General features: G+C 43.6%; 27 protein-coding genes. 13 read left to right on the top strand and 14 right to left on the bottom strand.

Going from position 1 to position 25,697, the window contains the following annotated elements; genetic code table 11:
- Nucleotides 1–413: 413 nt before the first annotated feature.
- Complete coding sequence (locus NSQ50_RS17185) at nt 414–551, bottom strand: hypothetical protein (RefSeq protein WP_170914292.1); 138 nt, start codon at nt 549–551, stop codon at nt 414–416.
- 213 nt (nt 552–764) lie between these two features.
- On the opposite strand from NSQ50_RS17185, the gene NSQ50_RS17190 reads away from it, so the two are divergent.
- Complete coding sequence (locus tag NSQ50_RS17190) at nt 765–1,391, top strand: FMN-dependent NADH-azoreductase (RefSeq protein WP_036687999.1); 627 nt, start codon at nt 765–767, stop codon at nt 1,389–1,391.
- A 103-nt stretch (nt 1,392–1,494) separates the two neighbouring features.
- On the opposite strand, the gene rsgA is transcribed toward NSQ50_RS17190, so the two are convergent.
- The 4 genes from rsgA to NSQ50_RS17210 form a co-directional block, all read right to left on the bottom strand.
- A complete protein-coding gene (gene rsgA, locus NSQ50_RS17195) occupies nt 1,495–2,586 on the bottom strand; it encodes a ribosome small subunit-dependent GTPase A (protein ID WP_036688000.1) in 1,092 nt (363 codons plus the stop codon).
- Between the two features lie 381 nt (nt 2,587–2,967).
- Nucleotides 2,968–3,639: an HAD family hydrolase gene (locus NSQ50_RS17200; RefSeq protein WP_036688002.1), complete on the bottom strand. Its 672-nt coding sequence runs from the start codon at nt 3,637–3,639 to the stop codon at nt 2,968–2,970.
- Nucleotides 3,640–3,799: 160 nt separating this feature from the next.
- The gene (locus NSQ50_RS17205) at nt 3,800–4,255 is read right to left on the bottom strand and encodes a DUF3939 domain-containing protein (protein ID WP_036688004.1); all 456 of its coding nucleotides are present in this window, start codon (nt 4,253–4,255) and stop codon (nt 3,800–3,802) included.
- A gap of 120 nt (nt 4,256–4,375) precedes the next feature.
- Entirely contained in the window at nt 4,376–4,972 is a 597-nt protein-coding gene (locus NSQ50_RS17210; protein WP_036688006.1) for a DUF2087 domain-containing protein, read from the bottom strand.
- A gap of 179 nt (nt 4,973–5,151) precedes the next feature.
- Here NSQ50_RS17210 and NSQ50_RS17215 point away from each other — a divergent pair, with 179 nt between their 5' ends.
- Entirely contained in the window at nt 5,152–6,156 is a 1,005-nt protein-coding gene (locus NSQ50_RS17215; protein ID WP_036688007.1) for a YpdA family putative bacillithiol disulfide reductase, read from the top strand.
- Between the two features lies 1 nt (nt 6,157).
- Nucleotides 6,158–6,601 carry a DUF441 domain-containing protein gene (locus tag NSQ50_RS17220; protein WP_036688009.1) on the top strand — a complete coding sequence of 148 codons (444 nt, stop codon included), beginning with the start codon at nt 6,158–6,160 and terminating at the stop codon, nt 6,599–6,601.
- Between the two features lie 70 nt (nt 6,602–6,671).
- Here the strand turns inward: NSQ50_RS17220 and NSQ50_RS17225 are convergent, their stop codons facing one another.
- The 3 genes from NSQ50_RS17225 to NSQ50_RS17235 all read right to left on the bottom strand — a co-directional run bounded on the left by NSQ50_RS17225 (nt 6,672) and on the right by NSQ50_RS17235 (nt 10,052).
- Nucleotides 6,672–7,607, bottom strand: a complete 936-nt coding sequence (locus NSQ50_RS17225; RefSeq protein ID WP_036688011.1) for a DUF4179 domain-containing protein — start codon at nt 7,605–7,607, stop codon at nt 6,672–6,674.
- The gene (locus tag NSQ50_RS17230; protein WP_036688013.1) at nt 7,600–8,118 is read right to left on the bottom strand and encodes a sigma-70 family RNA polymerase sigma factor; all 519 of its coding nucleotides are present in this window, start codon (nt 8,116–8,118) and stop codon (nt 7,600–7,602) included. The genes NSQ50_RS17225 and NSQ50_RS17230 overlap by 8 nt, the downstream gene beginning before the upstream one ends.
- Nucleotides 8,119–8,303: 185 nt before the next feature.
- A complete protein-coding gene (locus tag NSQ50_RS17235; RefSeq protein WP_036688015.1) occupies nt 8,304–10,052 on the bottom strand; it encodes an ABC transporter ATP-binding protein in 1,749 nt (582 codons plus the stop codon).
- Nucleotides 10,053–10,174: 122 nt separating this feature from the next.
- Here NSQ50_RS17235 and NSQ50_RS17240 point away from each other — a divergent pair, with 122 nt between their 5' ends.
- Nucleotides 10,175–10,690, top strand: a complete 516-nt coding sequence (locus NSQ50_RS17240; RefSeq protein WP_038571616.1) for a hypothetical protein — start codon at nt 10,175–10,177, stop codon at nt 10,688–10,690.
- Nucleotides 10,691–10,794: 104 nt separating this feature from the next.
- On the opposite strand, the gene NSQ50_RS17245 is transcribed toward NSQ50_RS17240, so the two are convergent.
- Nucleotides 10,795–11,121 carry a HesB/YadR/YfhF family protein gene (locus NSQ50_RS17245; protein WP_076144725.1) on the bottom strand — a complete coding sequence of 109 codons (327 nt, stop codon included), beginning with the start codon at nt 11,119–11,121 and terminating at the stop codon, nt 10,795–10,797.
- A 493-nt stretch (nt 11,122–11,614) separates the two neighbouring features.
- Here NSQ50_RS17245 and NSQ50_RS17250 point away from each other — a divergent pair, with 493 nt between their 5' ends.
- The 3 genes from NSQ50_RS17250 (at nt 11,615) to NSQ50_RS17260 (ending at nt 16,856) form a co-directional block, all read left to right on the top strand.
- A complete protein-coding gene (locus NSQ50_RS17250) occupies nt 11,615–13,363 on the top strand; it encodes an ABC transporter ATP-binding protein (RefSeq protein WP_036688020.1) in 1,749 nt (582 codons plus the stop codon).
- 58 nt (nt 13,364–13,421) lie between these two features.
- Nucleotides 13,422–15,509, top strand: a complete 2,088-nt coding sequence (locus NSQ50_RS17255; RefSeq protein ID WP_036688022.1) for an ABC transporter ATP-binding protein — start codon at nt 13,422–13,424, stop codon at nt 15,507–15,509.
- A 108-nt stretch (nt 15,510–15,617) separates the two neighbouring features.
- Nucleotides 15,618–16,856, top strand: a complete 1,239-nt coding sequence (locus NSQ50_RS17260) for a winged helix-turn-helix domain-containing protein (RefSeq protein ID WP_076223844.1) — start codon at nt 15,618–15,620, stop codon at nt 16,854–16,856.
- On the opposite strand, the gene NSQ50_RS17265 is transcribed toward NSQ50_RS17260, so the two are convergent.
- The 5 genes from NSQ50_RS17265 to NSQ50_RS17285 all read right to left on the bottom strand — a co-directional run bounded on the left by NSQ50_RS17265 (nt 16,848) and on the right by NSQ50_RS17285 (nt 20,741).
- Nucleotides 16,848–17,312: a hypothetical protein gene (locus tag NSQ50_RS17265; protein WP_038571625.1), complete on the bottom strand. Its 465-nt coding sequence runs from the start codon at nt 17,310–17,312 to the stop codon at nt 16,848–16,850. The genes NSQ50_RS17260 and NSQ50_RS17265 overlap by 9 nt on opposite strands.
- Before the next feature lie 44 nt (nt 17,313–17,356).
- Nucleotides 17,357–18,070 (bottom strand): hypothetical protein, encoded by a 714-nt coding sequence (locus tag NSQ50_RS17270; protein WP_076103966.1) that lies wholly within the window; start codon nt 18,068–18,070, stop codon nt 17,357–17,359.
- Nucleotides 18,071–18,084: 14 nt separating this feature from the next.
- Entirely contained in the window at nt 18,085–19,029 is a 945-nt protein-coding gene (locus NSQ50_RS17275; RefSeq protein WP_076223846.1) for an ATP-binding cassette domain-containing protein, read from the bottom strand.
- A 252-nt stretch (nt 19,030–19,281) separates the two neighbouring features.
- Nucleotides 19,282–19,629, bottom strand: coding sequence for a four-helix bundle copper-binding protein (locus NSQ50_RS17280; protein ID WP_036688030.1), 348 nt, complete (start codon nt 19,627–19,629; stop codon nt 19,282–19,284).
- Nucleotides 19,630–19,721: 92 nt separating this feature from the next.
- Nucleotides 19,722–20,741 (bottom strand): CobW family GTP-binding protein, encoded by a 1,020-nt coding sequence (locus NSQ50_RS17285; RefSeq protein ID WP_076142128.1) that lies wholly within the window; start codon nt 20,739–20,741, stop codon nt 19,722–19,724.
- 165 nt (nt 20,742–20,906) lie between these two features.
- Between NSQ50_RS17285 and NSQ50_RS17290 the strand changes: the two genes are divergently transcribed.
- From NSQ50_RS17290 to NSQ50_RS17310, 6 genes are all read left to right on the top strand, one after another.
- Nucleotides 20,907–21,425: a MogA/MoaB family molybdenum cofactor biosynthesis protein gene (locus tag NSQ50_RS17290; RefSeq protein WP_036688034.1), complete on the top strand. Its 519-nt coding sequence runs from the start codon at nt 20,907–20,909 to the stop codon at nt 21,423–21,425.
- Between the two features lie 501 nt (nt 21,426–21,926).
- Entirely contained in the window at nt 21,927–22,109 is a 183-nt protein-coding gene (locus NSQ50_RS31615) for a DUF5937 family protein (RefSeq protein ID WP_076223849.1), read from the top strand.
- Nucleotides 22,110–22,964 carry an ArsR/SmtB family transcription factor gene (locus NSQ50_RS17295; RefSeq protein WP_076223851.1) on the top strand — a complete coding sequence of 285 codons (855 nt, stop codon included), beginning with the start codon at nt 22,110–22,112 and terminating at the stop codon, nt 22,962–22,964. It begins immediately after the preceding gene.
- Nucleotides 22,965–22,988: 24 nt separating this feature from the next.
- The gene (locus NSQ50_RS17300; protein WP_036688041.1) at nt 22,989–23,786 is read left to right on the top strand and encodes an ABC transporter permease; all 798 of its coding nucleotides are present in this window, start codon (nt 22,989–22,991) and stop codon (nt 23,784–23,786) included.
- Between the two features lie 21 nt (nt 23,787–23,807).
- A complete protein-coding gene (locus NSQ50_RS17305) occupies nt 23,808–24,827 on the top strand; it encodes an ABC transporter ATP-binding protein (protein WP_200870232.1) in 1,020 nt (339 codons plus the stop codon).
- Nucleotides 24,824–25,642 (top strand): ABC transporter permease, encoded by an 819-nt coding sequence (locus NSQ50_RS17310; RefSeq protein WP_036688042.1) that lies wholly within the window; start codon nt 24,824–24,826, stop codon nt 25,640–25,642. Before NSQ50_RS17305 ends, NSQ50_RS17310 begins: the two co-directional genes overlap by 4 nt.
- Nucleotides 25,643–25,697 lie beyond the last annotated feature (55 nt).

Genomic DNA, 25,697 nt, shown 5'->3' on the forward strand with positions numbered 1-25,697 from the left:
GCACGAAAAACACTAATTAACGACCTCAAAAAGCTAAATAGCTGCGTTGGAGTCCGAAACTCTGCTCTAATGCCCATAATTTCGCATATAACGTCATCTGAGTCCGTTGGCCGCTGAGGATAACTTGGAAGGTCACTTAGTGTGTAACTCAACAAATGACTTTGCATTTGTCAGCAGATTAGAGGTAGCGGTTTACCTGACGCTACAATGTCACTTGCCAAAGTAACGTTTGTGGTCGGTCAGCTTCCTTTGCTGATTCTAAGCTGAAACAATCTGCCCAAGACTAAAAACGCAGAGCAGTGATCCCCCCTTAACGGGAGGATCACTGCTCTGCTATATTTACGGACTTTTTTAACCCAAGGACTCTGTCTCATTCAGCGAAAAATCTACTATTAGGAAGAGCTAAGCAATTATCAGCTGATCTTGTAATTCTTCTGCTCTGCTTTTTCAGCTTTTTGGATTCGAAGTCTAAATAGCTTCACTAAATTCTGACGCGTATGCTCTTCGTGACAGCTGTCCAATTTTTTAATGATAAACCGATCGATGGACATGTCAATCGCTCCTTTTAGATCATTCTGGAACTTATAGAGACAGGAAATTATTTCCTGTTTCTCTTGTATCACCTATTAACCTTGTTTTCATTTTTTCAAACTCCTTGAGCATAAACAAATTTCAATGACAAAAAAATAATTTACAAACAAAAGATTACATGCTATATTAAATATAGTTAATATTAAATACACACATGCAAGGGAGAAATCATAATGTCTAAAGTTCTATTTATTAAAGCAAACAACCGTCCAGCAGAACAATCCGTAAGTGTTAAGCTTTACAATGAATTCTTGGAGAGCTACAAGCTCAACAACCCAGAAGATGAAATCACTGAGCTTGATCTGTTCGCAGAGCAACTTCCATACTACGACAATACCCTGATCACTGGTATGTATAAAGCCGCTCAAGGATACGAAGCAACACCTGATGAAGCAGCTGGTGCCGCTATCGTTAATAAATATCTTAACCAGTTCATCGCTGCAGATAAGGTAGTATTCGGTTTCCCACTGTGGAACATGACTGTACCTGCTGTATTGCACACTTATGTAGATTACCTTTGCCAAGCTGGTAAAACATTCTCTTACACTGCTGAAGGTCCAGTTGGTCTTTTGACAGGTAAAAAAGCAATCGTTCTGAATGCAAGAGGCGGTATCTACTCTGAAGGTCCTGCAGCAAGTGCTGAAATGGCAGTAAACTTCATCGTTGGTAACCTTAACCTGTGGGGAATTAAAGATATTACACAAGTAATCATCGAAGGCCACAACCAACTTCCAGCACAATCCGCTGAAATCATTGAAAACGGATTGCAACTGGCTAAGGAAACTGCTGCATCCTTCTAAACCATAACCGTTTAGATTCAATTCAATAATTAAGGGCGCCCCTTAGCTGTCAAAAGCTAAGGGGCGCCCTTTTCCAATGTCTATGCCGTTATATCAATTCTTTTTAATATTCATCCAGCTCTTTACGCCATCCGTATCCTCTGGTTCTGGATGAACTCACTTTAGTGGAAGCTGCGCTTTTTCTCTTAAGCTTGGCTTCTTTATTATTTTGGTACAATACTTCTCGTTGTGTTTTTCGGTAGTTGATTAGTCTCTTCTCTTCCAGTTCACCTGTTTGGACTGCTTCAAGTACAGCACAGCCCTCTTCGCGTTCATGACTACAGTTACTAAACCGGCACTTAATAGCTAGGCCGCTGATATCACTAAAGGCTAGATCAAGACCACCTTCATCTTCCCAGAGCTGCAGCTCCCGCATCCCCGGTGTATCTACGATAATCCCCCCATCCGGCAAAACAAACAGTTCACGGTGGGTAGTAGTATGACGTCCGCGGCTATCCCCTTCTCTAACATCCTGAGTAATCTGAAGGTTCTTCCCGCATAGCCAGTTGACCATTGTCGACTTCCCACAACCGGAGGAGCCCGTTAGAGCTACTGTTTGACCCTCACCAATGTAAGGCAGCAGCTTCTCGCGCCCTTCATCTTGTAATGCACTAACAGCATGTACTGATACTCCGGGAGCCGCGCTCTCCATTTCAGCGATTTTACTGTCTGCATCCGGACAAAGATCCGCTTTAGTGAGTAGAATAACTGGATTTGCCCCACTATTCCAAGCCATGATCAGATATCTCTCCATCCGGCGAACATTAAAGTCATCATTCAACGCGCTGACCAGAAATAACGTGTCTACATTGGAGGCAACAATTTGCTCATCTTGTGTATTTCCTGCGACCTTGCGTGAGATCACACTCTGCCGGGGCAATACGCCATGTATAATTCCATGCTCGCCGCCATCTTGCATTGCTAATGCTACCCAGTCTCCAATGGCAGGAAAATCACCCGAGGCTACAAATGTGTGTCTCAGCTTCCCGGCAAGCTCTCCCCACGTCTCTCCTACATCAGTTAACACTTTGTACTTACTGCCGAAATCACCAACGATTCTCCCGGGTATAAATTGTTTATCCTCTGCATGACTCCACTTTTCATTCCATTTTGTACTCCAGTTTTCATTCCAACCATATTGCTTTATGCTATTCATTCATTTCCTCCTAAAAGATATGTTTATGTTTTTTCTTGCCCCTTGGCGTTTTCCGAGAACACAAAAAGCCGCCGGAAATAAAGACTCCGGCGGCGGTATATAGACATGTGGATTTATTACACCAAATCCAATCTTTCTACACACGCAAAAAAGCCACCGGACCCTATACGGTTCCCGGCGGCTCTAATAAGCGTAATTGAGCTTACCTGCTAAACTGCACGAATCAATTATTCGGCAGCAGCTGTTCCCGGAAGACACGTATCCACAACAGTTGAGTTCATTACATTTAAAACTGTCATAAAACATCGTCTCCTTCCGAAATTTAAGATGCTGTTATCATAATTGGTGCAGCAGTAAAATGTCAACCCCAAATTTTCCGGATTACAAAATAGCCTTTAATTCTTTCAGCTCACGGATCATTTTCCAAGGTCGGATGTCCAGCTGATCGTCCCAAGGATGTTTCCTTTGCAGCCAAATTCCTTCAAGGCCAGCCTTACCTGCACCCCAGATATCATTTACCGGATGATCCCCTATAAACAAGGTTTGATCCGCAGAGGCACCCAGCTTGTCTAGTGCCAATTGATAAATCGCAGGATCAGGCTTCGCAATGCCAACTTCTCCAGATATAACTATAGCCTTGAAGTACTCTCGCAGGCCGAGAATATCGATTTTGGTGTTCTGGATTTCTTTTTTACCGTTGGTGACCAGCCCCAAAGTATATCCACGCTCCACGCAATACTCCAGAACCTCCAAAGCATGCTCCATGACTGCGCCATGATTGATGTAGCTCGCATCATAATACGCCCGGATATGTTCAGCCGTCACAGGCTTTTCCCAAGGCAGGATCTCACTAAGTTCTAAGAAAAATCCGTCTTTATCACGATAGCCATCAGCGTCTCTGTGGATCATATCCTCAATCACGGCCTGCGCTTCCGCAGGTTTCAGATGCCCAAGAAAATCCTGCACGAACTGAGTGCTAAAGCTGCGAAATGTATAGTCGCGATCCATTAAAGTATTGTCCAGATCAAATAAAATAGCTTGTACTTCCTTCATCAAGCGATTCCCCTTACATGCTGTTAATTTTCAAACCTAACCTACAGAATGTAATTGTACTATGCCTTAAGAGACAAAGAAAAGACTATTCAACAAAAAGGATTTATGGCTTCCCTTTTACTGAACAGTCTTTATGAAGATTCGTATCTGCGTCATTCCTTTACTCGAAATGCTCTGCCCGATGGGTCAGCATCATTTCTTCATCCGTAATATACAGCGGAAAAGGAGGTGTTTCTTTTAGATAACTTTCTGTAGATAACAATCGATAATGAACCTCTGGCAACCAGGTGTCTTCAAGCAACGGTAGCTTGCCTGTATCACTAATATAACTGTCTACAGCAGCCTGAACTAAATCCAGATAATACGGCACTAACTTGTCTTCTTCCTCGAAAATTTCATAGGTCTCTCGTGACATATAGAAATTCCGTTCGGGTATTCCACCCAAATAACGTTTCAGGCGACTCATATCGATTCTTTTGTCCTCTAAGATTAATGCTGTTCTATTAATAGGTCCAGGCATATCTTCTTCGAACTTTCGAATCGCCTGTTTCACTTGGGGTAATGTGACGGTTACATGATCTGATTTGGGTTGCTTTTTTGTGCGTTTAAATAACATAACGAAAGTCTCCTTTCTAAATATGTCTCAGATAACGCTTACAATTCCATTTTATTCGAAATTCGAATAATTAATCAGTACATTTCAAATCGACACAGAATGTTAATATTTAAAAGATCATTATTTGACATATTCCCACCGAGTCCATACTTCTCGAGGATTTAGTTCATACTTGTCCTTCTCACGATACATAAACTGATGCATGATGAATTCACGACGAATAGTGGCGAAATCTTCATGAAACTGCTTAATAAACTCATTGATTTCCTTTTCCGTATAAACAACTCCTGGCTCCAGCTTCTCAACCATGTATTGAAGCGCTATCAATTTCTTCTTGTATTGTGCTGGAATTTGCCGCAGCCGGCCATCTTTAGAGAAAAAATTACGAATTACAGTATCCTGAAGACTATTCTCAGGTAATTGCTCTTCCATATTCTCAGCTCCTTTCGAAAAAATAAACTGCAGTGAAGCCTCAGCACCATTATTGATAAACTCCGGATTCAACTTAAAATAAACTGTATTTTTGTCGCGTCTTTCTTTTATTAGAGCCGCTTCACGTAATTTAGCCGCATGATGAGTGACTGTAGGCTGCGATAAATTCAACTTCTCAGCCAGCGCTTGCCCGTGCATTTCTCCTTGGGACAGAAGCAACAATAAGCGAAGACGCGTTGGATCAGCTAAAGCTTTATGATAACTCACGATTTTCTCCAACTGCACTGGGTTCACGCTCCTAGAATTTCACAATAAATTGAAACATTAGATATATATCTAATTATATAATAATCAACGTTATTCTTGCAATGGTTATTATACTCAATCTGCTCTTATGGAAAAATTCATGAATTTAGGGTAGGATTTAAAGAAAAGATAGTAACAATCAGGAGGTAACCCGCTTTATGAAAGATGTCATTATTATCGGTGCAGGTCCTTGCGGCCTCTCGGCAGCTATCGAATGCCAACGCCAAGGCCTGTCCAGCCTTATCATTGAAAAAAGCTTTATTGTACACTCCATTTATTTGTATCCAACAAATATGCAATTTTTCAGTACGGCTCAGTTATTAGAAATCGGGGATGTTCCGTTCACTTCGACCAACGACAAACCTTACCGTCACGAAGCGCTTGTCTATTATCGCCGAGCCGCTGAGCAATATGGTCTAGAGATCGCCGCTTATGAAGAAGCTTTATCCATTGAGCCGCTTGAAGATGGAACCTTTGCCGTACATACGTCAAATATGCGTGGTGAGCATCAGAAACGTATCACTGCTAATGTAGTTATAGCAACAGGTTATTTTGATCAGCCGAATATGATTGGCATTCCAGGTGAAGAACTACCTAAAGTTACTCATTATTTCGGTGAAGCTCATCCTTACACGGGAATGAAGGTAACTGTAATTGGCGGCAGTAATTCCGCAGTAGATGCAGCGCTGGAGCTTATGCGTGTAGGAGCTACGGTAGATATGGTATATCGTGGTGAAAGCATCTCAGAGAATATTAAACCTTGGGTTCGGCCAATCTTTGAAGGCATGGTGCAAAAAGGGAAAATCACTCTGCACTTAGGCTCGCGTGTCACTGAAATTACTGCAAGCTCAGTAATTGTTACGGATCATAAGGGGGACAAGAAAGCATTGGATAATGATTTCGTTCTTGCCTTGACTGGCTTCCGTCCTAGCCGTACCCTCCTCACTTCAGCGGGTGTGATCATGGATGACGACATGGATAAGCCTGCTTTTAACACCTCTACCATGGAAAGTAATGTTCCAGGGTTGTATGTTGCTGGAGTAATCGCCTCCGGCCGCAATGCTAACGAAGTGTTTATTGAGACCGGAAGAGGGCATGGTAAGCTTATCGCAGATCACATTGTGTCAAAAGAAAGTTCTAATCCTAAGGAGTTGAAACATTAAGATGGACATGACCTCTTTGCTTTTGCTTGGACTTGCAGCGCTGGGAATTATCAGCAGCAATTCCCCTGTAACAATAGCAATGGTCGTCCTATTACTGCTAAGAGTACTTGGCCTGCAGCAAACCTTTCCTTGGCTAGAAAAATACGGTTTAACCATCGGGATTATCATCCTGACCATCGGGGTCATGACCCCATTAGCCAGCGGCAAAATATCGCTGCAGACAGTCGGTCAATCCTTCTTGCACTGGAAGTCCTTGCTTGCTATCGCTATTGGCATTCTCGTCGCTTTTCTTGGAGGCCGCGGTGCTACGCTCATGACCAACCAACCCACAGTTGTTGCAGGTCTGCTGATTGGCACGGTGATCGGGGTTGCGTTATTTAAAGGCGTTCCGGTCGGACCGCTGATCGCAGCCGGCATTTTATCACTTATGATCGGCAAAATGTAATAGAACAGCACAAAAAAGACCGCTTTTGGCGGTCTTTTTTATTGTGCCTTTTATACAACCATCTTCTTCACTATTCCTCCACCTGAGAAATGGACTGCGGAATTTGCTGCGCCGCTCTTTTTTCAACGACTAATAAATCTTCAACGCCATACTCTGTCTTAATTTTCTGCAACTGCTTCAAAGCCTCTTCTTCTGAATTAAAATATCCTGCTTCCACGAGATATAAGCCTTTCTGATCCTTTAACATCCGCACATCCTCTAACCCATATAACATTTCTTCAGCCATACCCAGCGCCTCACCAGAAGGCTGTGAGACCGTTCTTAAGGAATATACAGAGCCCCCTTTTGCTTCGTCTCCTTTCTCTTTTAACGTAATCACTACCTGTGCTGGCTCTTTATATTCTTTCACCTCATAAGCAACCGAGTCCGTAAGTGTGACATTGAACCGAATGGCCGAATCATCTAGTGTAATTAGTGGATAAGCATCCTGAACATATCGGCTTTGTTTTAATGTCTCCAGATCTTTGACTGCTGAGAATTTTCTGGCCCCACTTACTGTAATCGTCATTGTTGCCGGATTTTCCGTAAACTTTACGTTATATGAGCTTGCCATCTGTTGAGTTTCATCCGGATTTGCAAAATTCAAAATCAATTGATCACTATTCTTCAGTTGTTTGACCGAAATAAAATTCACATCTACTCCATCCTGAATGGTTCCCCCTCCTGCGCTTCCCTCCGTAAATTGCAGAACACTGACCAGCTTACCTAGAACCGGTATTTGATCCATACTACTCGCAAAAGCAGGAACCGTATTTACACCCACCGTAAAAGAAATCAATACAGCAGCAGCTACTGATCCTGTCCATTTCAAGGCACGTTTTGAAGAACTGTTTTTCTGTTTATAGATTTTCCCTCTTTCAATTCCTTTACGAGAAGCGAATGATAGTTCTTTAGGAATTTCAATCTCATTATAGGCTTGTTGTAGACGTTCTAGTTGCTTATCCAAAGTTCTCACTCTCCTCCATACTTATTTTTAATTTTTCCAAACCTCTATAAATAACGGTTTTGACGCTGCTCAGGGGCATATCAAGAACCTCTGCAATTTCCTTTATGGGCAAGTCCTCCAAATATCTCATCACAATCACCATTCTTGATTTTTCATCAAGGCCGCTGAGCGCTTCATGCAAGTCCATAACTTCTTCCCTAGATTTCGGAGCATAGCTGCCTCCTAGCTCTTGATCTATATACACGATTTTTTTAGATTTACGGATAAAGTCCAGCGCACAGTTGACAGCGATCTTGGTGAGCCAAGTTTTAAAATATTGCGGTTGCTTCAATTTATGAATGGAGATATAGGCTTTGAAGACGGTCTCCTGCACAATCTCCAGCGCATCCTCTTGATTCCGCACATAGGAGTAGGCCATTCGGTATAAACGCTCCTGCATGCCGTCAATAAGAACAGTAAAGCTGTCTTCATCACCAGCTATCGCCTTTTCCTCAAGCGTGGTTTTATTCACGTTCCTCACTTCCTTTCATGATGTTTATAAGCTTTAGACGCACATGATCACCGAAAAGACTCAAGTCCCCTGTAGAATTTTTGCCATAGTATAAGTTACTGTGTGCCACAAGCCTGATTGGAATTCAAAAAAAGTGGCCTTCTCTTTCGAGAGGACCACTAAAGTGTTTAATTATTCAAAACATATTAAGCGTCTAAATGCTGTACGTTAAATAATCGCGCATAACTACCCTCTATCGACATCAGCTGTTCATGCGTACCCCGTTCAGTAATTTCACCATTCTCAAGTACGACAATCTGATCTGCATGAGTAATCGTTGACAGTCTATGCGCTACAATTAGTGTAGTACGTTGCGAAGAAAGGGACTGCAGCGCTTGTTGAATTAAATGCTCCGATTCCAGATCCAGCGCCGAAGTAGCCTCGTCTAATATAAGAACCTTCGGATCCTTGAGAAATACCCTTGCGATAGCAACCCGCTGCTTCTGTCCTCCGGATAGCTTAACACCACGTTCTCCCACTTCTGTCTCATAACCCAGTGGCAGCTGCTCAATAAAATCATGCGCATTGGCAGCTTTCGCTGCTGAAATGACCTCTTCTTCCGTGGCGTTAGGATTACCGAATAAAATATTCTCACGCACAGATCCGCTGAATAAGAAATTATCTTGTAAGACCATACCGACAGACCTGCGCAAGCTTTCCTGTGTTAATTCCTGTATATCATAACCATCCATTTGGAGGCTGCCTTTACTGATGTCATAGAATCTCGGGATCAAGCTTATAAGGGAGGACTTTCCTCCACCGCTCATTCCGACGAACGCAATGGTCTGTCCGGGCTGAATACTCAGATTAATATCTTTTAAGACCCAATCATTCTCTTCGTTATATTTAAACCATACATTCTGAAAAGCAATCTCACCACGTGCATCCTTTAGCACTTTTGCTCCCGGCTTGTCTACAATATCGTAAGGCTCATTCAGCAGCTCAAGCACCCGTTCAAGAGAAGCAGAGGCTTGTGTAAGCACCGTCGAGGAATTAATCAATCTTCGCAGCGGAGAATACATCCGGTCCAGATAGCCAAAGAAAGCTACAAAGGTACCTACTGTCAAATTGCCATGAATGACCTGATAACCACCATATCCGATGACCAAAAGAGGTGCTATATCCGTTAATGTATTAATAATTGCGAAGGTCATAGCGTTCCAGCGGGTTTGCGCCATCGCTTTTTTAAGAAAGTTACCGTTGATGTCTTCAAACTGCTTCTGATCCACTTTTTCCATCGTAAAGCTGCGGATAATTGATATCCCTTGAATCCGTTCATGGAGATAACCTTGAATGCCAGCCAGAGCTTGGGAACGATCTTTCGTTAAAAGCTTAAGCCGCTTATACAATTTGTTAACAGCAATTGCGTAAAAAGGCAATACCGAGATAGACACGAGCGCCAGCACCGGATTTAAATAAAACATAAATCCCAAAGCAAAAACTAGCGTAAACGTGTCGAGCCATACATTCATCATGCCGACTTCGACCAAATTTTTGGTCTGCTCAACATCGTTAATAAATCTGGAGATGGCTTCTCCCACCTTGGTATTCTGATAATACCGCAGTGACAGCCGCTGTAAATGACTGTAAAGCTTATTTCGCATATCGAACAACACTTTACTTGTGATAAGCTGAGCAAAGTATTGGCGATAATACTCCACGGGTCCTCTTACGATAACAAATAAAATTAAGGCACCACCCAGAATAAGCATCAAATGCGATACCCGTTCCTCAATCCCCATGCTCGGGTTCATTAGGAGGTCATCAACCACGTATTTCAGAATCATTGGCAGTGTTAGCGGAATACTGAATTTGATCATGCCGATAAACAGCGTAAACACAATCAATTTCATATAAGGTCGTACAAAAGTAAAATATGATTTCCATTGCTTCACAGGAATATTCTTTCCCTTCTCTTTAGTGAGTTGCTAAGTACAGTTGACTTTTGCTCTCTACAGTGTTTTTATAATTTTAGATCATAAGTACAATTGCAGTACCGAACTTCAGGAGGATAACGATGTCTAGACAATTTGTGACGGAAGCCGTCATGATGGCGATTTACGGCCAGCTTCTCGTATCGAGCAGCCCTGTAGAATATATAGTGCCTTATACTACTGTGATGGAACTATACGAACTGCGAGACAGCGATGATCCGTTGATGAACCGTCCGGACGACGACAAGCATGTTAAGTTGAAGATTAGTGAGCTCATTGCTTATTTTGAAGAACCGCTCAACGCGAAGAAGATCAACCGCTGTTTAGCAGTGCCATGGGCGAAAAGCTCAGGTATTCTCCTTGGCGGGCAATCCAAAATCACCATCATTAACAGTATGGATACCGCTGTCTACGGTGAGATGTTCGATCCCATCGAAACAGAGCTTCTGCTGTCCTCACAACGTGAGAAAGTACCTATCCTAACGGATCAATTTGAATTGATTCAACGGATCATCGAGGGTGGAGTTCCAGTTCAGGTGTACGATATTGACGACTTCGACTTCGCTCTGGAGGAAGAAACCTCTCGCAATTTGCACTGATAACACCTATGTATTTCCAACTGGAATACCCTCATTTTTAAAGACAGCATTTGAAAAGCCCCTGCCTTTTGGCAAGGGCTTTTCCTGATTAAAATAAACAATCATTAAGACAACAATACCTGCACTTCGCCGGATACCGGCTTTGGTTCGTACTTATATTTAATGTCATCCTCTGACTCAGAGTATACGATAGATAGGTCATAACCTTCCATATACCACAAGTCCTGCTCCTCCATGTAGAACACAATATCATCCTGTTTGACCTGAATAGCTGGACGCCCAGGCGCTTCTGTAGCAATGCCCAGCGAAAAACCGGGGTGAAGTCCACCTCCCGAGCTATAACGGGGAAATAAACGAATATAGTCTCCATTCTTAAGGTCCAATTCTCTCTTAAACCAAGCTGCCGCTGCTTGACTAATTTCCATGTTCATTTCTCTCAGCTCCTTTGTATATTCTAATCATAACGAAAATAAGTCGATATTCAAACAACTTTATGCAATTAATGATTTCCCAATCCATTTAAAATTAAGTTTGACAAATTCGCGAACCGGATGATAAACTCTGAACATAACTAAACGTCTTCTAGTTATTACCAAATTAATGAAAGGGGTGAGCGCGGTGTTTACGAAGTTACAGCCATATTATTTTACTATTGTTGGAATTTTTACTCAACCGAATACCGAAGCAGCCCAAGTGATTAAGCCATCCTGAAGTTTTTGCGAGTCTTATGGACCGTATAACTTTAGTTCTTGAAGGTCTCTCACATGCTTGGTGCTGTAACGCACCGTGCGCATGATAGCTGTAAATTACAGGCATATCGTCCGTTTTCGGATGATATGCCTTTTTTGTTTGCTGAAGAGATAATCACTTGCGCTTTTATCAGCATCACAAGCAATCATTACAACCTGAAAGGAAGGGATTTACTTGTTCTCTGTTCTTCGCGATCTCGGCTGGTTTTTTCGCCGAGAAAAAAGGCGTTACCTGATTGGACTCATATTACTCATAGGTGTAGGCGTTCTTGAATTACTCCCTCCACGTCTGCTAGGCAATGCCATTGACGACATAGTACGCGGTTCGATTACTACAGCTTCGCTTGCCAAATATATCGGCATGATCTTTATTTTGCTGCTAGTTATTTATTGGATTACCTACATATGGATGCACAAACTTTTCGGAGGTTCCAACCTTGTTGAGCGCCTGCTGCGCTCCCGATTTATGAATCATCTTATGACTATGACACCCTCGTTCTTCGAAAAAAATAGAACTGGTGACCTCATGGCCCGGGCAACCAATGATATCAGAGCCGTCTCAGCTACCGTAGGATTCGGGATGCTTACACTGGTGGATTCTACAATCTACCTCACGGTTGTGCTGTTTGCGATGGGCTTTCTCGTGAGTTGGAAATTGACCCTTGCAGCAGTATTACCATTACCCCTAATTGCAATAGCTATGATTTTTTATGGTAAAGCTATTCATGATCGATACAGCTTAGCGCAGGATGCATTCGGAGATATGAATGACCAAGTGCTCGAATCTGTCTCTGGTGTGCGCGTAATCCGTGCTTATGTCCAAGAGCGTCTTGATGAAAAACGTTTCTCGGATATTACTGAAGATGTTTACAACAAAAATATGGCCGTAGCTCGTGTCGATGCTTTCTTCGAACCAACTATCCGCTTCTGCGTTGGACTCAGCTACATTATTGGTCTTACTTATGGGATTTACCTTGTATTCCGCAATCAGATCACACTGGGTGATCTAGTCTCCTTTAATATGTACCTCGGTATGATTGTATGGCCGATGTTCGCTATTGGAGAATTGATCAACATTATGCAGCGTGGCGGAGCTTCCCTCGAACGTATCGACGAGACGTTAAACTCCAAACCCGATGTTCAAAATGCTGCCCATCCTGTTCAAGTTCCCCATCCTACTCGAATCGAGCTTAACGATGTGACTTTCCGTTATCCTTCTTCGACGATTGACAATCTAAGCCATGTCAACTTAACCCTGAACCAAGGGCAGACATTAGGTGTAGTCGGGCGTACAGGAAGCGGGAAATCTACACTGCTCAAACAATTGCTCCGCGAATATCCGACAGGTAATGGAGAGATCCTTATCTCTGGCGTGCCTATTCAACAGATTTCCCTGGATCAGCTGCATAGCTGGATGGGTTATGTTCCGCAAGAGCAAATTCTTTTCTCCAAATCCGTTCGGCAAAACATTCAATTTGGTCTAGACAACGCCGATGACGATACGATTATGCAAGCCATTACAGCTGCCGCTTTCCAGAACGACCTGGGCACATTGTCCGATGGTCTGGATACTCTGGTGGGTGAACGTGGTGTATCTCTCTCCGGTGGACAAAAGCAACGTGTCTCTCTGTCCAGAGCTTTTATCGCTAATCCTGATATTCTTATTCTGGACGATGCCTTATCAGCCGTTGACGCTCGTACGGAAGCTCAGATTATCGACAATATCCGGAATGAACGTGCCGGAAAAACCACATTAATCTCTACTCACCGTCTCTCCGCCGTCCAACATGCCGATATGATTGTTGTACTGGATAACGGACAAATCGTTGAGCGAGGTACACATCAGGAGCTGTTGGATTTGAATGGCTGGTACCGTGAACAATATGATCGGCAGCAAGTCGAAAATAACTTGTCGAATGATTAAACTACAACCATAAATAAACGAGCTACGACTACGCAAAACATTTTAGGAGGTGTCACGGTTGACACAAAGTACAGGCAAACGCCTGCTGGAATATGCATTGACCGCAAAGAAAACCTTTATCGCAGCCCTTCTGCTGCTTTCAATCGGGGTAGCGGCAGAGCTGGCAGGTCCATTTATAGCCAAAAGCATGATCGACAATCACATGCTGGCCATCGAGAAGCCCTATTTCAGCACCACGTCTCCCGATAAGGCGGCTGAATATAACAATAGTTTATACAAACGCGGCGATCGCTTTGAGCCTGGTGAAACTAAAGGCCAAGAAATTCGTGTTCTTCAAGCAGGGAGAAGTTTTTATTTTATTAACGAAGCTGTAACACAGCCTGACGGTGAACGAAAGTTCATCGATGGAGAGATGCATATCACCCGTGGTGATAACGAAGTTATCTATCCGGCGGTTAAGCTATCGGCCGATGAGCTGTTCGCTTTTTACAAACCTGAGCTTCCTGGAATCTATCAGTTGGTCGGAATGTATGCTATTTTTCTTGTAATCTCCATCTTTGCTGAATTCGGAAAAACCTACTGGCTGCAATCTTCGGCGAATCAGGTAATCCGGAAGCTGCGGACAGATGTATACGCACATATCCAGCGACTACCCGTTCATTTTTTTGACAATTTGCCTGCTGGTAAGGTAGTGTCGCGGGTTACAAATGATACCGAGGCGATTAAGGATCTATTCATTGCCGTCCTTTCCAATTTCAGCACCGGTATTATCAATATAACTGGCGTATATATCGCTCTGTTCTTACTTGATGTCCGTCTGGGTCTGATCAGCTTGTTCATTGTACCTATTCTTGTGCTGTGGATCGTGCTCTATCGCAAAATTGCGACCAAATACAATACGATCATTCGCTCACGTCTAAGTGAAATTAACGCCATTATTAATGAATCGATTCAGGGGATGTCAATCGTCCGGATATTCCGCCGTCAGAAGCAGCTTAGTGCAGAATTTGAGAACCTGAACGATGATTACTTGAAATATCAGAATAAAATGTTAAATCTGAATGCTTTCACGTCCCACAATCTGGTGAACTCACTTCGTTCTCTCTCTTTTGTGATGGTGCTTTGGTATTTCGGACATGGCAGTATTACTGGTTCAACCTTTGTATCCTTAGGCGTTCTATATGCCTTTGTCGATGTGCTCGGACGTTTGTTCCAGCCTATCACGGGTATGGTGAACCAGTTGGCGAACCTGGATACTTCTATGGTATCTGCGGGACGTGTGTTTACGCTTATGGATGAACCTGGAGAGAATGTTACGGACGGCTCCATGCCACGCTACAAAGGAAAAGTGGAATTTAAGAATGTATCTTTTGCTTATAAAAAAGACTACGTCCTTCGCGATATCTCCTTTGAAGCACGCCCGGGTGAAACTGTCGCTCTTGTAGGTCATACGGGTTCCGGCAAAAGCTCAATCATCAATCTGCTGTTCCGGTTCTATGATCCACAAAAAGGCGATATTACGATTGACGGTCAAAAGGTTACGGATATTCCGAAGCAGTGGCTGCGGAATCACATGGGCATCGTGCTGCAGGATCCGTACCTCTTCACGGGCACCATTGCTTCGAACGTCAGCCTAGGGGATGAACGAATTTCACGTGAACGTGTAGAACGTGCATTGCGTGAGGTTGGTGCGGATAAGTTGCTCGCTCATCTTCCACAAGGATTTGATGAACCGGTAATTGAGAAAGGAAGTACTTTATCTGCGGGTCAGCGGCAATTGATTTCTTTTGCGAGAGCTCTCTCCTTTGACCCAGCTATTCTTATTCTAGATGAAGCTACCTCCAACATCGATACAGAAACGGAAAGCGTCATTCAGGATGCGCTGGAAGTTCTCAAAAAAGGACGCACCACTTTCATCATCGCTCACCGCTTATCCACGATTCGCAGTGCAGATCAGATTCTAGTCCTACATCACGGAGAGATCGTAGAACGCGGTAGCCACGATGAACTGATGGCGCTTGGCGGAAGATACTTCCGTATGTACCAGCTGCAAGTAGGTGCCGCTGCTAACAGCTCTGACGATAACGCTGGCGCAAGCAACCGTCCAGCACTCGGAAACTTGCAACCCTCTCTTGAGAAAATGTAATTTACAACCCTGAGTCACTTCATTGTGATTCAGGGTTTTTTCCTGCTTGATCTTAGAACAGATGTTCTGTATTATGGGAATTAATACATATCCTTGGAGGAGTAAACGATGCTTACTTATAATCTGACTAAGAAACAAGCCAGGCTTTTTCTGCTATCTCATCAAAAGTTAACTGCCGGAGCTATCCCTTCCGGAAAACTTAGTATTTATGACTATGTTCGTCACGTAGGCTGCATCCAATATGACCCCCTTAATATTGCCGGCCATAATCATGAGCTGGTCCTCCAAGCACGGATTCCGGGATTTACGCCAGAACTGGTCCAAGAGCTTCTGTATAAAGACAGGTTGCTCGTTGATGGCTGGGACAAGAACATGTCTATTTATTGTACAGAGGATTGGCCTTATTTTAAGCGGAGAAGAACAGCTGCTGCCTCCCACCATCAGGCTAATGAGCCTGTAATGGTCGCTGTAGCACAGGTTCGTGAAGAGCTTCAGAAGCGCGGTCCCCTCTCCTCTTTGGATTTAGACGGAAAGGAGAAAGTAGATTGGGCTTGGGCTCCGACAAGATTATCACGAGCTGCAATGGAAAGCATGTACTTTTGGGGAGAGATTGTTGTCCACCATCGTGTACATACTCGGCGATATTATGATTTCGTTGAACGTTTGTTACCCTCAGAGCTGCTGAGTTCAGCCGATCCAAATGTCACGGAAGAACAATTTCACGATTGGTATGTGTTACGTAGAATAGGAAGTATCGGCTTGTTATGGAATAAATCTGGAGACGGATGGCTGGGCATATCCGGACTGAAGAGCAAAGAGCGTGCGGCGGCGGTTCAGAGATTGCTGGAGAAGGATAGTCTCAGAGAAGTTTGGGTCGAGGGGATTAAGGTTCCGCTTTATATCCGCAGTATAGATGCTCCAACCTTGGAGTCTGTGATGCTGCAAGAATCTGAAGAGATTGGGCTTCAACCACGTGATTCATTTGCGGCTGTTTTGGCTCCGCTGGATAATTTGTTGTGGGAACGCGAGCTGGTTCGGCAATTATTCGGATTTCATTACCGCTGGGAGGTCTATAAGCCGGCAATAGAACGAGAATATGGTTACTATGTACTGCCAATATTATATAATGATCGTTTTGTTGGCAGATTTGAACCGGTGATGGATAAGAAGAACCAAACATTGAATATTAACAATTGGTGGTGGGAACCTGGAGAAAGCCTAACACCGGAGATGATTCCGGCATTAGGCGAAGCTTTAACTGCACTCTCTCGCTGTGTTAGAGCTTCTTCGGTTCATTTTAGACCAGAGGTTGTAACAGCTTGCGGCTTAGAAGGATTATTACAATAAGTTTTCCTCCTCTAATCCAAGCTTCGTGAACATTTCTGTGCAGTAGCCTTGCAGTTTAACTTCAAGTCTACTTGCTTTATTTTTAAAACGTTTCAGCTCCCGAATCATTTTAGCTCTTCCGGCAGGCGTAAAGGTTTCCTGTATACGCTCTTTAAAGTAATCATGAACGATGTAATTACGTTGTTTCCACACTTCCTCCAACTGAGCGGTTTCTTGCTCCGAGAAAGGAAAATGATGTTGGATTTCTTTGATGAGTTGGCCGAGTGAATTGCTGAGTTTTCGCTGATAAAGGTCTGTCAGATCTGCTTCTGTTGGCGTTTTTCCTTGTGATAGCTTAGTAAGCAATAGCAAGTTGGTAAGCTGCTGCTCGAGGGCCTGTCCATAATAAACTGCCAGTCCAAAATAGGCGAATAACTCTTTCGATTGTTCACTCTCAGGTACATATGTATCCTTCATCTTTTCCCCCACTTCTGTATCCTTGTTCCTTTTATCTATACAAGTTATGTTTTGTTGTAATCCCTCTGTCTTGATCTGTACAAATAAAAACCGATAAGCAGTGTTATATATACTAATGCTTGTGCAAATGAACCTAACAACTCCGCTAATGACAATGTATCAGCTTTCATCATGGCCTCCATTACAGGAGTTACTGGCGGCAACAACCAGATCAAAAAATGAAATATACCAGGCAAACTTTCGCTGATTTGTGCTCCACCCAGTGATAATACAACGATAGCTAATAACATACCTGTTGCGTGACTGCCTTTTTGAATCCAAGAAGATTGAAAGAATAGGGCAATAGCCACACCAAGCATACCCAACAATCCATGTCCTATAAGCGCTAGAATTAACCGATATGCCCCAGGTGATTCTGCGAAATGACCTGTTACCCAAGGATAAAGGACAATCAATAGATCTATCAGCAACGTTAGAAATGCAAGCGTTAAGATACCACCTGCACTATGTTTTGCCGCACTTCGCATGTGAACAACTGCAATCTGCCGATGAACAGCGTGCTCATGATTCAAAAAACTAAGACTCATCCAAGCGCAGCTTATAAAGAGCATTACTGCTGTAGCGGCATAGCTATTCATAACTGGATTGGGCTTATAAGAATACAATATCAAGACTGCAATCACAATCCCTGCTAACGGGCCGAAATAACGCTGAGATCGAGTATAACTTCGCAGCATGTAAACGATAAACGGATACACGTAAGACCCCCTGTTCAACTTCTAGGATTCATCCATTTTTCTAAGTCATGCGATCCTCCGCGAGGTTCTACCGATTGTATTGAACCACCCGACTCCAAGATAACCCGCAAAAAAGCATCTGATTCTGAACTTGTTACTGTCAATGCCGTACGTTCTATGTTACAACTATCCTTAAACGTATTTATTGCAATGAAACCTGCCATTTCCTTCAATTGCTGCAGTTTCTGAATCGACAGATTAGACAATAGTATGTATGTAGAGGGTTTAAAGTTCAGCTTCTCTGACCCCTGAATTGACTTTACAATTTTCCCTTCATGTATCACATGAACCTGATCCGCAAGCAATTCAATCCATTGGGGTTCATGTACAGAGAAGACTATAGCAGTACCCTTATTTCTCAAACCAATAAGAAGATCAGCTAACTTATTCATTGAGGGGAGATCAAGGCCCGACATAGGTTCATCAAGAAGCAGCAATGAGGGACTTCCCAGCAAGCTTTGAATCAAATTAATTTTTTGCAGCATTCCTTTGGAGAAGTTTAGCATAGACTGCTTGCGAAAGTGCTCCAGCTTAAAAAGTTGAAATAACGTTGTTAGCTCCTGCTCGATCAGGACTGGCGCAAGGCCGCTAATCTGTCCCATACTTCGCAAGTACTGTTCTGGGGTCAGCTTCAACCCTGGAAACATCTCAGGTGCATAACCAATTCTCAGATTTGAATCCTTACAACTCAGCTTTCCAGAGGAAATATGGACCAGTCCAGCTAAGATTGACAACAGCGTACTTTTGCCGGATCCGTTCCGTCCGATCAGAGCAGTTGCAGTCCCCTTTTCAATAGTAAACGATACTTCTTCCAATACGGGTCGGCGTCCATACTGTTTACTGATCTGTTCTAATTCTATCAGGGGAATAGCAACATCTATACTACCGCTGGCAAAGTTACGATCTACTAAGTTCGCCACTTAACATTCTCCCTTCATATCTACTGTTAATTCTCCGGTTCCCTACGAATTTCCTCTTCTAGGAATCAAAAAAATGAAAGAACTGCTATAGCAGCCCTTTCTAAAACTTCCTTTCTATCCAGTATTCCTCCCCTTTTTTTCTACCAGTAGCATTAATCAAACAGACCTGAATATAAAAAACCAGACTATTGCTATATTTCTACAGCAACAGTCTGGCTATTAGTTCATATATGAGAGTTAAGCTATACGTTCTTACGCATATACCTCAACAGCATCGCTAATCAAACGGCATGCCTCTGCAGCTTTACGGCAGGCATTAATACATTCTTGGCAGTGATTATGTATATGCTTGCTGCTCTCATCTGCGCATGCTTCACAAATCTCCGCACATAGTTTTAGAATTCCAGATACAAACGGACTTTGACGGGTCATTGCTTGAATGGCATAAGAACAAATATCCGCACATTCACGATCGAGTCGCATGCTCTCACGAAGTGATGCAAGATCATATTCTTTTAGGCTTGAGACATAGCTGTAGTTACAGGCATTCATACTTTCGAGACAAGCGTCAATGCACTCCTGATATTGAATTCGGGTCATAGCCTTCAACCTCCTGCATTTTTAATGGGTATGCCTTACTATTAACCTACAAGATTAGGAATGAACCACAGCTTCTTCTGAAGCAGAACGGATTACAGGCTTCTTTTGATCGTGCCAGGCCGAACTAAAATACGTCCTTCCATCTCCAGCAGCTTCGTGCGTAACTCACTGGATGAGAAGTGTTCCCCGATAAATACAGCTACGTCTGGGACTTCGCCTTGAGGTGTGATTTTCATAAAATCAGCTTCACGGTAAGCATATTGAAAAAGAAAACGACTGGAGGTGTCATTAAAGGTCACAATGCCTTTAGCCCTATAAACATCACGCGGAAGCTCCTTGACGAACTGTTCAAAGGTCTCGCTGTTGACAGGTCGTTTGAAGTAATGTGTGTATGCCATCACGTGATCGTGGGAAGCATGGGTGCCTCCTGAAGGTTGCAGAGCTTCCTCATGCACATGGCTTTCGCTGTCGCTCTCTTCAAGCTGTGTATCCGTAAGAACTCCACCTGCGCTACGCAGGAGCTCCTCTATGTCAATCTCACAACGCTCCGCTGGCATAATCGGTGCATAAGAATTCCATTTTCGCAGAACAGTTGTGATCTCTTCCGCTTCATCTGCTGAGACACGGTCATTTTTATTCAGAATCAAAACAGATGCGCAGCGAATTTGCTCCTGCATCAGTCGATAGGTTGCCCCCTGCTGCGCACGGTACAATTCGAGCAGATGCGCGGCGTCAACGACGGTGATCAAGCTTTTTAGCTCGACTTTTTGATACAGTGAAGTTTCGGTTACACCATCTACAATTTCCAACGGGTTCGCCGCACCTGTGGCCTCAATAACAACCACATCAGGTGATTCCTTCTTGATAAGAGTAGTTAGCTCTGTGCTAAGATCCCCTCGGATAGAACAACAGATACAGCCGCCGAGCAGCTCTGCCATAGGAACGGTTTGCTCAACCAGCAGCCCATCCAGGTTCACTTCACCCAGCTCATTCATCACTACGGCCGGGCGCAAACCCTGATCCTTCCAATGTTCCAGCAGGCGCTGCAGCAGGGTAGTTTTGCCGCTTCCCAGAAATCCTGACAATATATACACAGGTACAACCTGTTCCATGATTCATCGCTCCTTGCAAATTACGGGTATGGTAGCGAGTTTACTACATGATGCCAAAGCACGCAAGCGGCACACCTATAACCTCAAAAGAATAGCGATTGATAACAAAACTTGTCTTTGCCTTCCCCATACCCTATCATGAGAACATCTCTAATTTAGGAGCTGATCTCATTGTCATCCGTTGAAGAACATCGGAAGGAAGCACCACAATCCGTTTCCTGCTACATCATTACCGTCTCAGACACCAGAACTACTGAAACAGATACCGGTGGAGCATTAATCAAATCCATGCTCGAGGCTGCCGGGTATGAAGTTATTGGTCATACCATTATCAAAGACAACTATCAGGACATTCGTGAACTACTCTATAAAAACGCTGATCACACTGAAGTTGAGGCCGTGTTGCTGACAGGTGGAACAGGAATCTCTCCCCGTGATACCACCTACGAAGCAGTTTCATCCTTGCTTGATAAAACGCTACCGGGCTTCGGTGAGATTTTTCGAATGTTAAGCTACACAGAGGACATTGGTTCGGCGGCAATCCTTAGCCGGGCAATTGCAGGTACGATTGGCAACACAGCTGTTTTTTCTATGCCCGGCTCCACTGGAGCCGTTAAATTGGCTATGGAACGGCTCATTATCCCGGAGCTTCGTCATGTAATGCGAGAGATATACAAACAATAATCCCACCCATTTTTTTATAAACTAGACAAATAACCAAGCATGCCTTTGTTCTGTGCGTATAATACGGTAAGTTCACACACAAAGGAGCTGAAGGAAATGTCAGAAGGATGTCCAAAATGCCCGGCCCAAACTGTCACTGACCCACCTAAGGTGGTTTATCAAGATTACTACCACCCTCAAGTTGTGAATGTTATTCACCCGGTAGAAATCGTTAGACGCCATCACTGTGTCCCAGTTCCTCGTCATTGCTACACCTATTCTGTTAAAGATATCATGTGCGATAACTCCATGATGCCTAGAGGCAGAAGATAACTCTACTTCATAACTCTATCAAAAGAATCCTATAAGTGAGAGAAACATCCATGTCCATCGCATGGGGATGTGCTCTCGCTTTTTTCTGCATAAAAGATTTGACAATCCTGACCAATCCCCCTATAATTTTGAACACTTTACGCGAAAGTGGTTTTTGATTAACCAAACAGTTAATCGGAGAGGAAAGAGATGAGCTCACTCCAAACTTTAAATCGAAAGATCAAAACGGTCGTCAGTCCTTTTCATGAGTTATTATGCAGTCTGCATGTCTTCCATCAACCAGAACACCATCCAACAAGATTACAATGGGCTCTGGAGCTCAAGAAAAGGATGCCTCTTGCTCTACAGGAGAACATCCACACACTTGGGTAGTTGTCAGACCGTTGGATCGCTCTGCTAGATTTACCGGACCGTATGGGTGTCCCTATTTCTTGCAATCAAGGAATCACCCTACTCAAAAAACTTCCGGATGCAGAGCTAGTGTATCTATTTATGAATCAAGAAATTGCACTAAGTACCCTAGTCGAATGGCTGAATGAATCTGAAAGCAAGCGTTCGCTGATGAAGTTGAGTGGAAACGTTAAGTACCTGATAAACAATCTGGCTAGTGTTCGCAAGCTGTTAATCTCAACATTAATTACATACGAACATGATTATTTCGGGCAGGAATGGGACTATATTGAACCATTTATGAACATCTCAGCCGCTCAGTTTCAAGACTTAGCCAATCGTTCCCCGGAAAAGGCACTAAATGCGCTCCACACACGCCTCCTCGCTGAGAACGGGACTCTGACAGTACAAAAGGCTGTAACGTATTACTTTCCTTATGACCAGCTTGGACAAGTGTACGTTTTTCCTTCTACATTCATATTTCCGCATCTGCTTGTTGGCTGGTTCGAAGACACTTTATTTTTGCCACTCACGGTGGATGTTCCCGGTCTTGCCTTTAGTGAAGGACCGCCGAGTGACCTGTTGCGCCAACTCAAAGCTTTAAGTGATGATACGCGGATGCGAATTCTGAAACTACTGTGGAAAAGTCCACATTGTACCAAGCAGCTTGCGCCAATATTGGGTATTTCTGAAGCTGCGGTCTCTAAACAGCTAAAACAACTAAGTGAAGCAGGATTTACCCAATCACAGCGAAAAGGGAATTATTTATTTTATTCAGTGAACAAAGAAGTCTTTGATAATCTTCTCGTTCTGCAAAGGCAGTACCTTGAACAATAAGGTTAATGAAAGGTGTGAGTACAGTTGTGGCATATCGCTATCGCAACCCTAAAAAGAAACCAAAAATCTAATCTTAGAGCCTTTCCCTGGACCTTTACATTCGGGCACATTATTGATGGAGTTTATCTAGTCATCATCTCTTATTTTTCTTATGTGTATCTAATCAATGGGGATATAGATTCAAAATTCGCTATCTATAGTGGCAGTGATGACTATCTGACCTATGTAATTATTGGAGGTATGCTCAGTATATTTTCCGTCAGTATGATGATGAATGTATCCAGGGCACTTATTACCGAATGGAGAGAAGGTACACTTGAGGCACTGTTGCTCTCCCCTTCAAGCCGGAGCGGTTATTTTCTAGGAAACGCAGTCCAGCAGTTGTATCGAAGCGGGGCGGAATTGCTGGTGGTTCTCTTCTTTGGCCTTTTGGCAGGACTTCGGCTCCCCTCTGTTCACTTTATATCTCTCCTCGTGGGAATTTTGCTGTTTTTACTATCATGTTATGCGATGGCGCTGGTGCTAGGAAGCATTATGCTTTATACAAGGGACACCTTCATTGTTCAAAATACTCTATTTACGATAACTGCTCTACTATGTGGATTTCAGTTTCCAAGGCAATACTTGCCTGACTACTTGCAGGCTATAGGTGAGATTTTCCCATTGACCTATGCGCTACAACTGCTACGAGGCACGCTGCTAACTGGAGAATCAATACGATTAATTGATGCATTGCCTATCATACTACTTAGTGTTGTATACATAACGGTTGGTCAATGGACAAATCGGCGCATAGAGCGCGGGTTGTTCGAACGTTTCTAAAACCTTGGAGGGTGAAAACCATTGATAAACATGCATGAAGTTACTAAAATTTACGAAAGCAAACATAGACTGGGCTGGTTCCGTTCGGAAAAAAGATCAGTGACTGCAGTGAAATCACTATCTTTAGATATCGCTGCGGGGGAAATCGTAGGTCTTCTCGGTCTAAATGGCGCTGGAAAAACCACTACAATACGTATGCTCTCTACTCTCCTAGAGCCAACCTCAGGCAGTATTGAAGTCGATGGAATGTCACTGCACAAGAATCGAAAGGCCATTCAGCAAAAAGTAAATATGATCGCCGGAGGAGAACGAATGTTGTACTGGCGACTCACTGGTAGAGAAAATCTTCAATACTTCGGTAAACTCTATGGAATGAACAGCCCTCAAATCGCTAGAGAAGCAGAACGTCTTCTGGAGGAAGTAGGTTTGACCCAAGCTGCTGACCAACCCGTTGAACAATATTCTAAAGGGATGAAGCAACGGCTGCAAATCGCCCGCGGACTTATCAACGATCCACAATACTTATTTCTAGATGAGCCCACACTTGGCCTTGATGCCCCCATTTCCAGGCAGCTTCGCGGTACGATAAGAAAGCTTGCACTGGACAGTGGAAAGGGTATCCTTCTGACCAGCCATTATTTGCAGGAGGTCGAAGAACTCTGTGACCGGGTTTATGTACTGAATCGAGGCGAGCTTCTGCTCTGTGACAAACCTGAGCGGATTGTCCATCAGGTTGCAGGCTCGCAAACTGCTCATTTAGAGGTTACAGGCTGGCATGAATCACTTCGTCCCAAGCTACTAGAGCATCTACGAACATATACTCAGCCTGCGGAATTAATGGGTGTCTGCGCAACAGAAAAACTTGAACTTCGAAATGATGTACTGCAGCGCATTTCTGTAAAGACACCTTCGGCTGATAGGATCATTACAGAGCTGCTGCCATGGACTACGGAGCATGGGCTTAGCATTAAAAGCTTCGCATCCGAAAAACCTAATTTGGAGGATGCGATTATCCTCCTTTCGGAAGGAAGGGTATCATGAACTTACATAGCTTATGGTTTACCCTTAGCGCGGAGATCACTAAGCAGCATCGAAATAGAGTTAAAGGACGCGCAGTGTTTTTTTCACTTCTACTCTGGCCGGCGCTCACCTTTTTAACCACCTACTTTACTATGCAGCCCTTTAGAACAGGAGTAGGATCAGCACTCTCAAAAGTAATACCAGATGGACGGATTCCCCTTTTTCTGCTGAGCGGATATCTCGTCTTTCAGTTATACTGGACGGTTGTGCAAGCCGCATGGTTATTCGAACAAGAACGTAAAGGGGGCACACTTGAGGTAGTGTTCCTAACCCCAGCGTCAAAAATGACCTTCCTGTATGGACGTTCCATATATTCACTATTTCACGGAATATGGATGTTCGCTTGTTTCTCCATCCTGACTTTCATTTTTCTTGCGGATGCAACGACTGTTAACTGGGGCGCCTTATTGCCTGTATTAGTACTTATCATGATATCAGCGGTTATATGGGGAGCTTTGCTGTGTGCGATATCTCTATTCTCAAGGGATTCAGGGCTACTCTATTACATCTTTCAAGCACCAATGGAGCTGTTTGGTGGGGTTCGTATTCCACCAGCGGTATTCCCAGCATGGGCAACGGGCCTATCCCTTCTGTTTCCACTCACATATAGTCTGGTTCTCGTGCGCGGGGCGTTATACGATAATATCGGGATTAGCTGGTGGTGGGCTCTCGGCGCTTTAATCGTAGGTAGTTCTTGTCTTGTCATTTGTACCCGCTATCTTCTGGTTAGGGCAGAACAACATGCAAGAGTAAAAGGGAATTGGACTTTATTCTAATTGTAAATGACCAAGTCTTTAACACATAGGACCTAAATGACGTTATTTGCCGGTT

The organism is Paenibacillus sp. FSL R10-2788 (assembly GCF_038003885.1).
In the GTDB taxonomy this organism is placed as follows: Bacteria; Bacillota; Bacilli; order Paenibacillales; family Paenibacillaceae; genus Paenibacillus_AQ; species Paenibacillus_AQ odorifer.

What these genes read in the sequence shown, in the direction of transcription:
- NSQ50_RS17185 (WP_170914292.1), bottom strand. Translation starts at nt 551, where the DNA reads ATGTCCATCGATCGGTTTATCATTAAAAAATTGGACAGCTGTCACGAA.
- NSQ50_RS17190 (WP_036687999.1), top strand. Translation starts at nt 765, where the DNA reads ATGTCTAAAGTTCTATTTATTAAAGCAAACAACCGTCCAGCAGAACAA.
- rsgA (WP_036688000.1), bottom strand. Translation starts at nt 2,586, where the DNA reads ATGAATAGCATAAAGCAATATGGTTGGAATGAAAACTGGAGTACAAAA.
- NSQ50_RS17200 (WP_036688002.1), bottom strand. Translation starts at nt 3,639, where the DNA reads ATGAAGGAAGTACAAGCTATTTTATTTGATCTGGACAATACTTTAATG.
- NSQ50_RS17205 (WP_036688004.1), bottom strand. Translation starts at nt 4,255, where the DNA reads ATGTTATTTAAACGCACAAAAAAGCAACCCAAATCAGATCATGTAACC.
- NSQ50_RS17215 (WP_036688007.1), top strand. Translation starts at nt 5,152, where the DNA reads ATGAAAGATGTCATTATTATCGGTGCAGGTCCTTGCGGCCTCTCGGCA.
- NSQ50_RS17220 (WP_036688009.1), top strand. Translation starts at nt 6,158, where the DNA reads ATGGACATGACCTCTTTGCTTTTGCTTGGACTTGCAGCGCTGGGAATT.
- NSQ50_RS17240 (WP_038571616.1), top strand. Translation starts at nt 10,175, where the DNA reads ATGTCTAGACAATTTGTGACGGAAGCCGTCATGATGGCGATTTACGGC.
- NSQ50_RS17245 (WP_076144725.1), bottom strand. Translation starts at nt 11,121, where the DNA reads ATGAACATGGAAATTAGTCAAGCAGCGGCAGCTTGGTTTAAGAGAGAA.
- NSQ50_RS17260 (WP_076223844.1), top strand. Translation starts at nt 15,618, where the DNA reads ATGCTTACTTATAATCTGACTAAGAAACAAGCCAGGCTTTTTCTGCTA.
- NSQ50_RS17265 (WP_038571625.1), bottom strand. Translation starts at nt 17,312, where the DNA reads ATGAAGGATACATATGTACCTGAGAGTGAACAATCGAAAGAGTTATTC.
- NSQ50_RS17280 (WP_036688030.1), bottom strand. Translation starts at nt 19,629, where the DNA reads ATGACCCGAATTCAATATCAGGAGTGCATTGACGCTTGTCTCGAAAGT.
- NSQ50_RS17285 (WP_076142128.1), bottom strand. Translation starts at nt 20,741, where the DNA reads ATGGAACAGGTTGTACCTGTGTATATATTGTCAGGATTTCTGGGAAGC.
- NSQ50_RS31615 (WP_076223849.1), top strand. Translation starts at nt 21,927, where the DNA reads ATGAGCTCACTCCAAACTTTAAATCGAAAGATCAAAACGGTCGTCAGT.
- NSQ50_RS17310 (WP_036688042.1), top strand. Translation starts at nt 24,824, where the DNA reads ATGAACTTACATAGCTTATGGTTTACCCTTAGCGCGGAGATCACTAAG.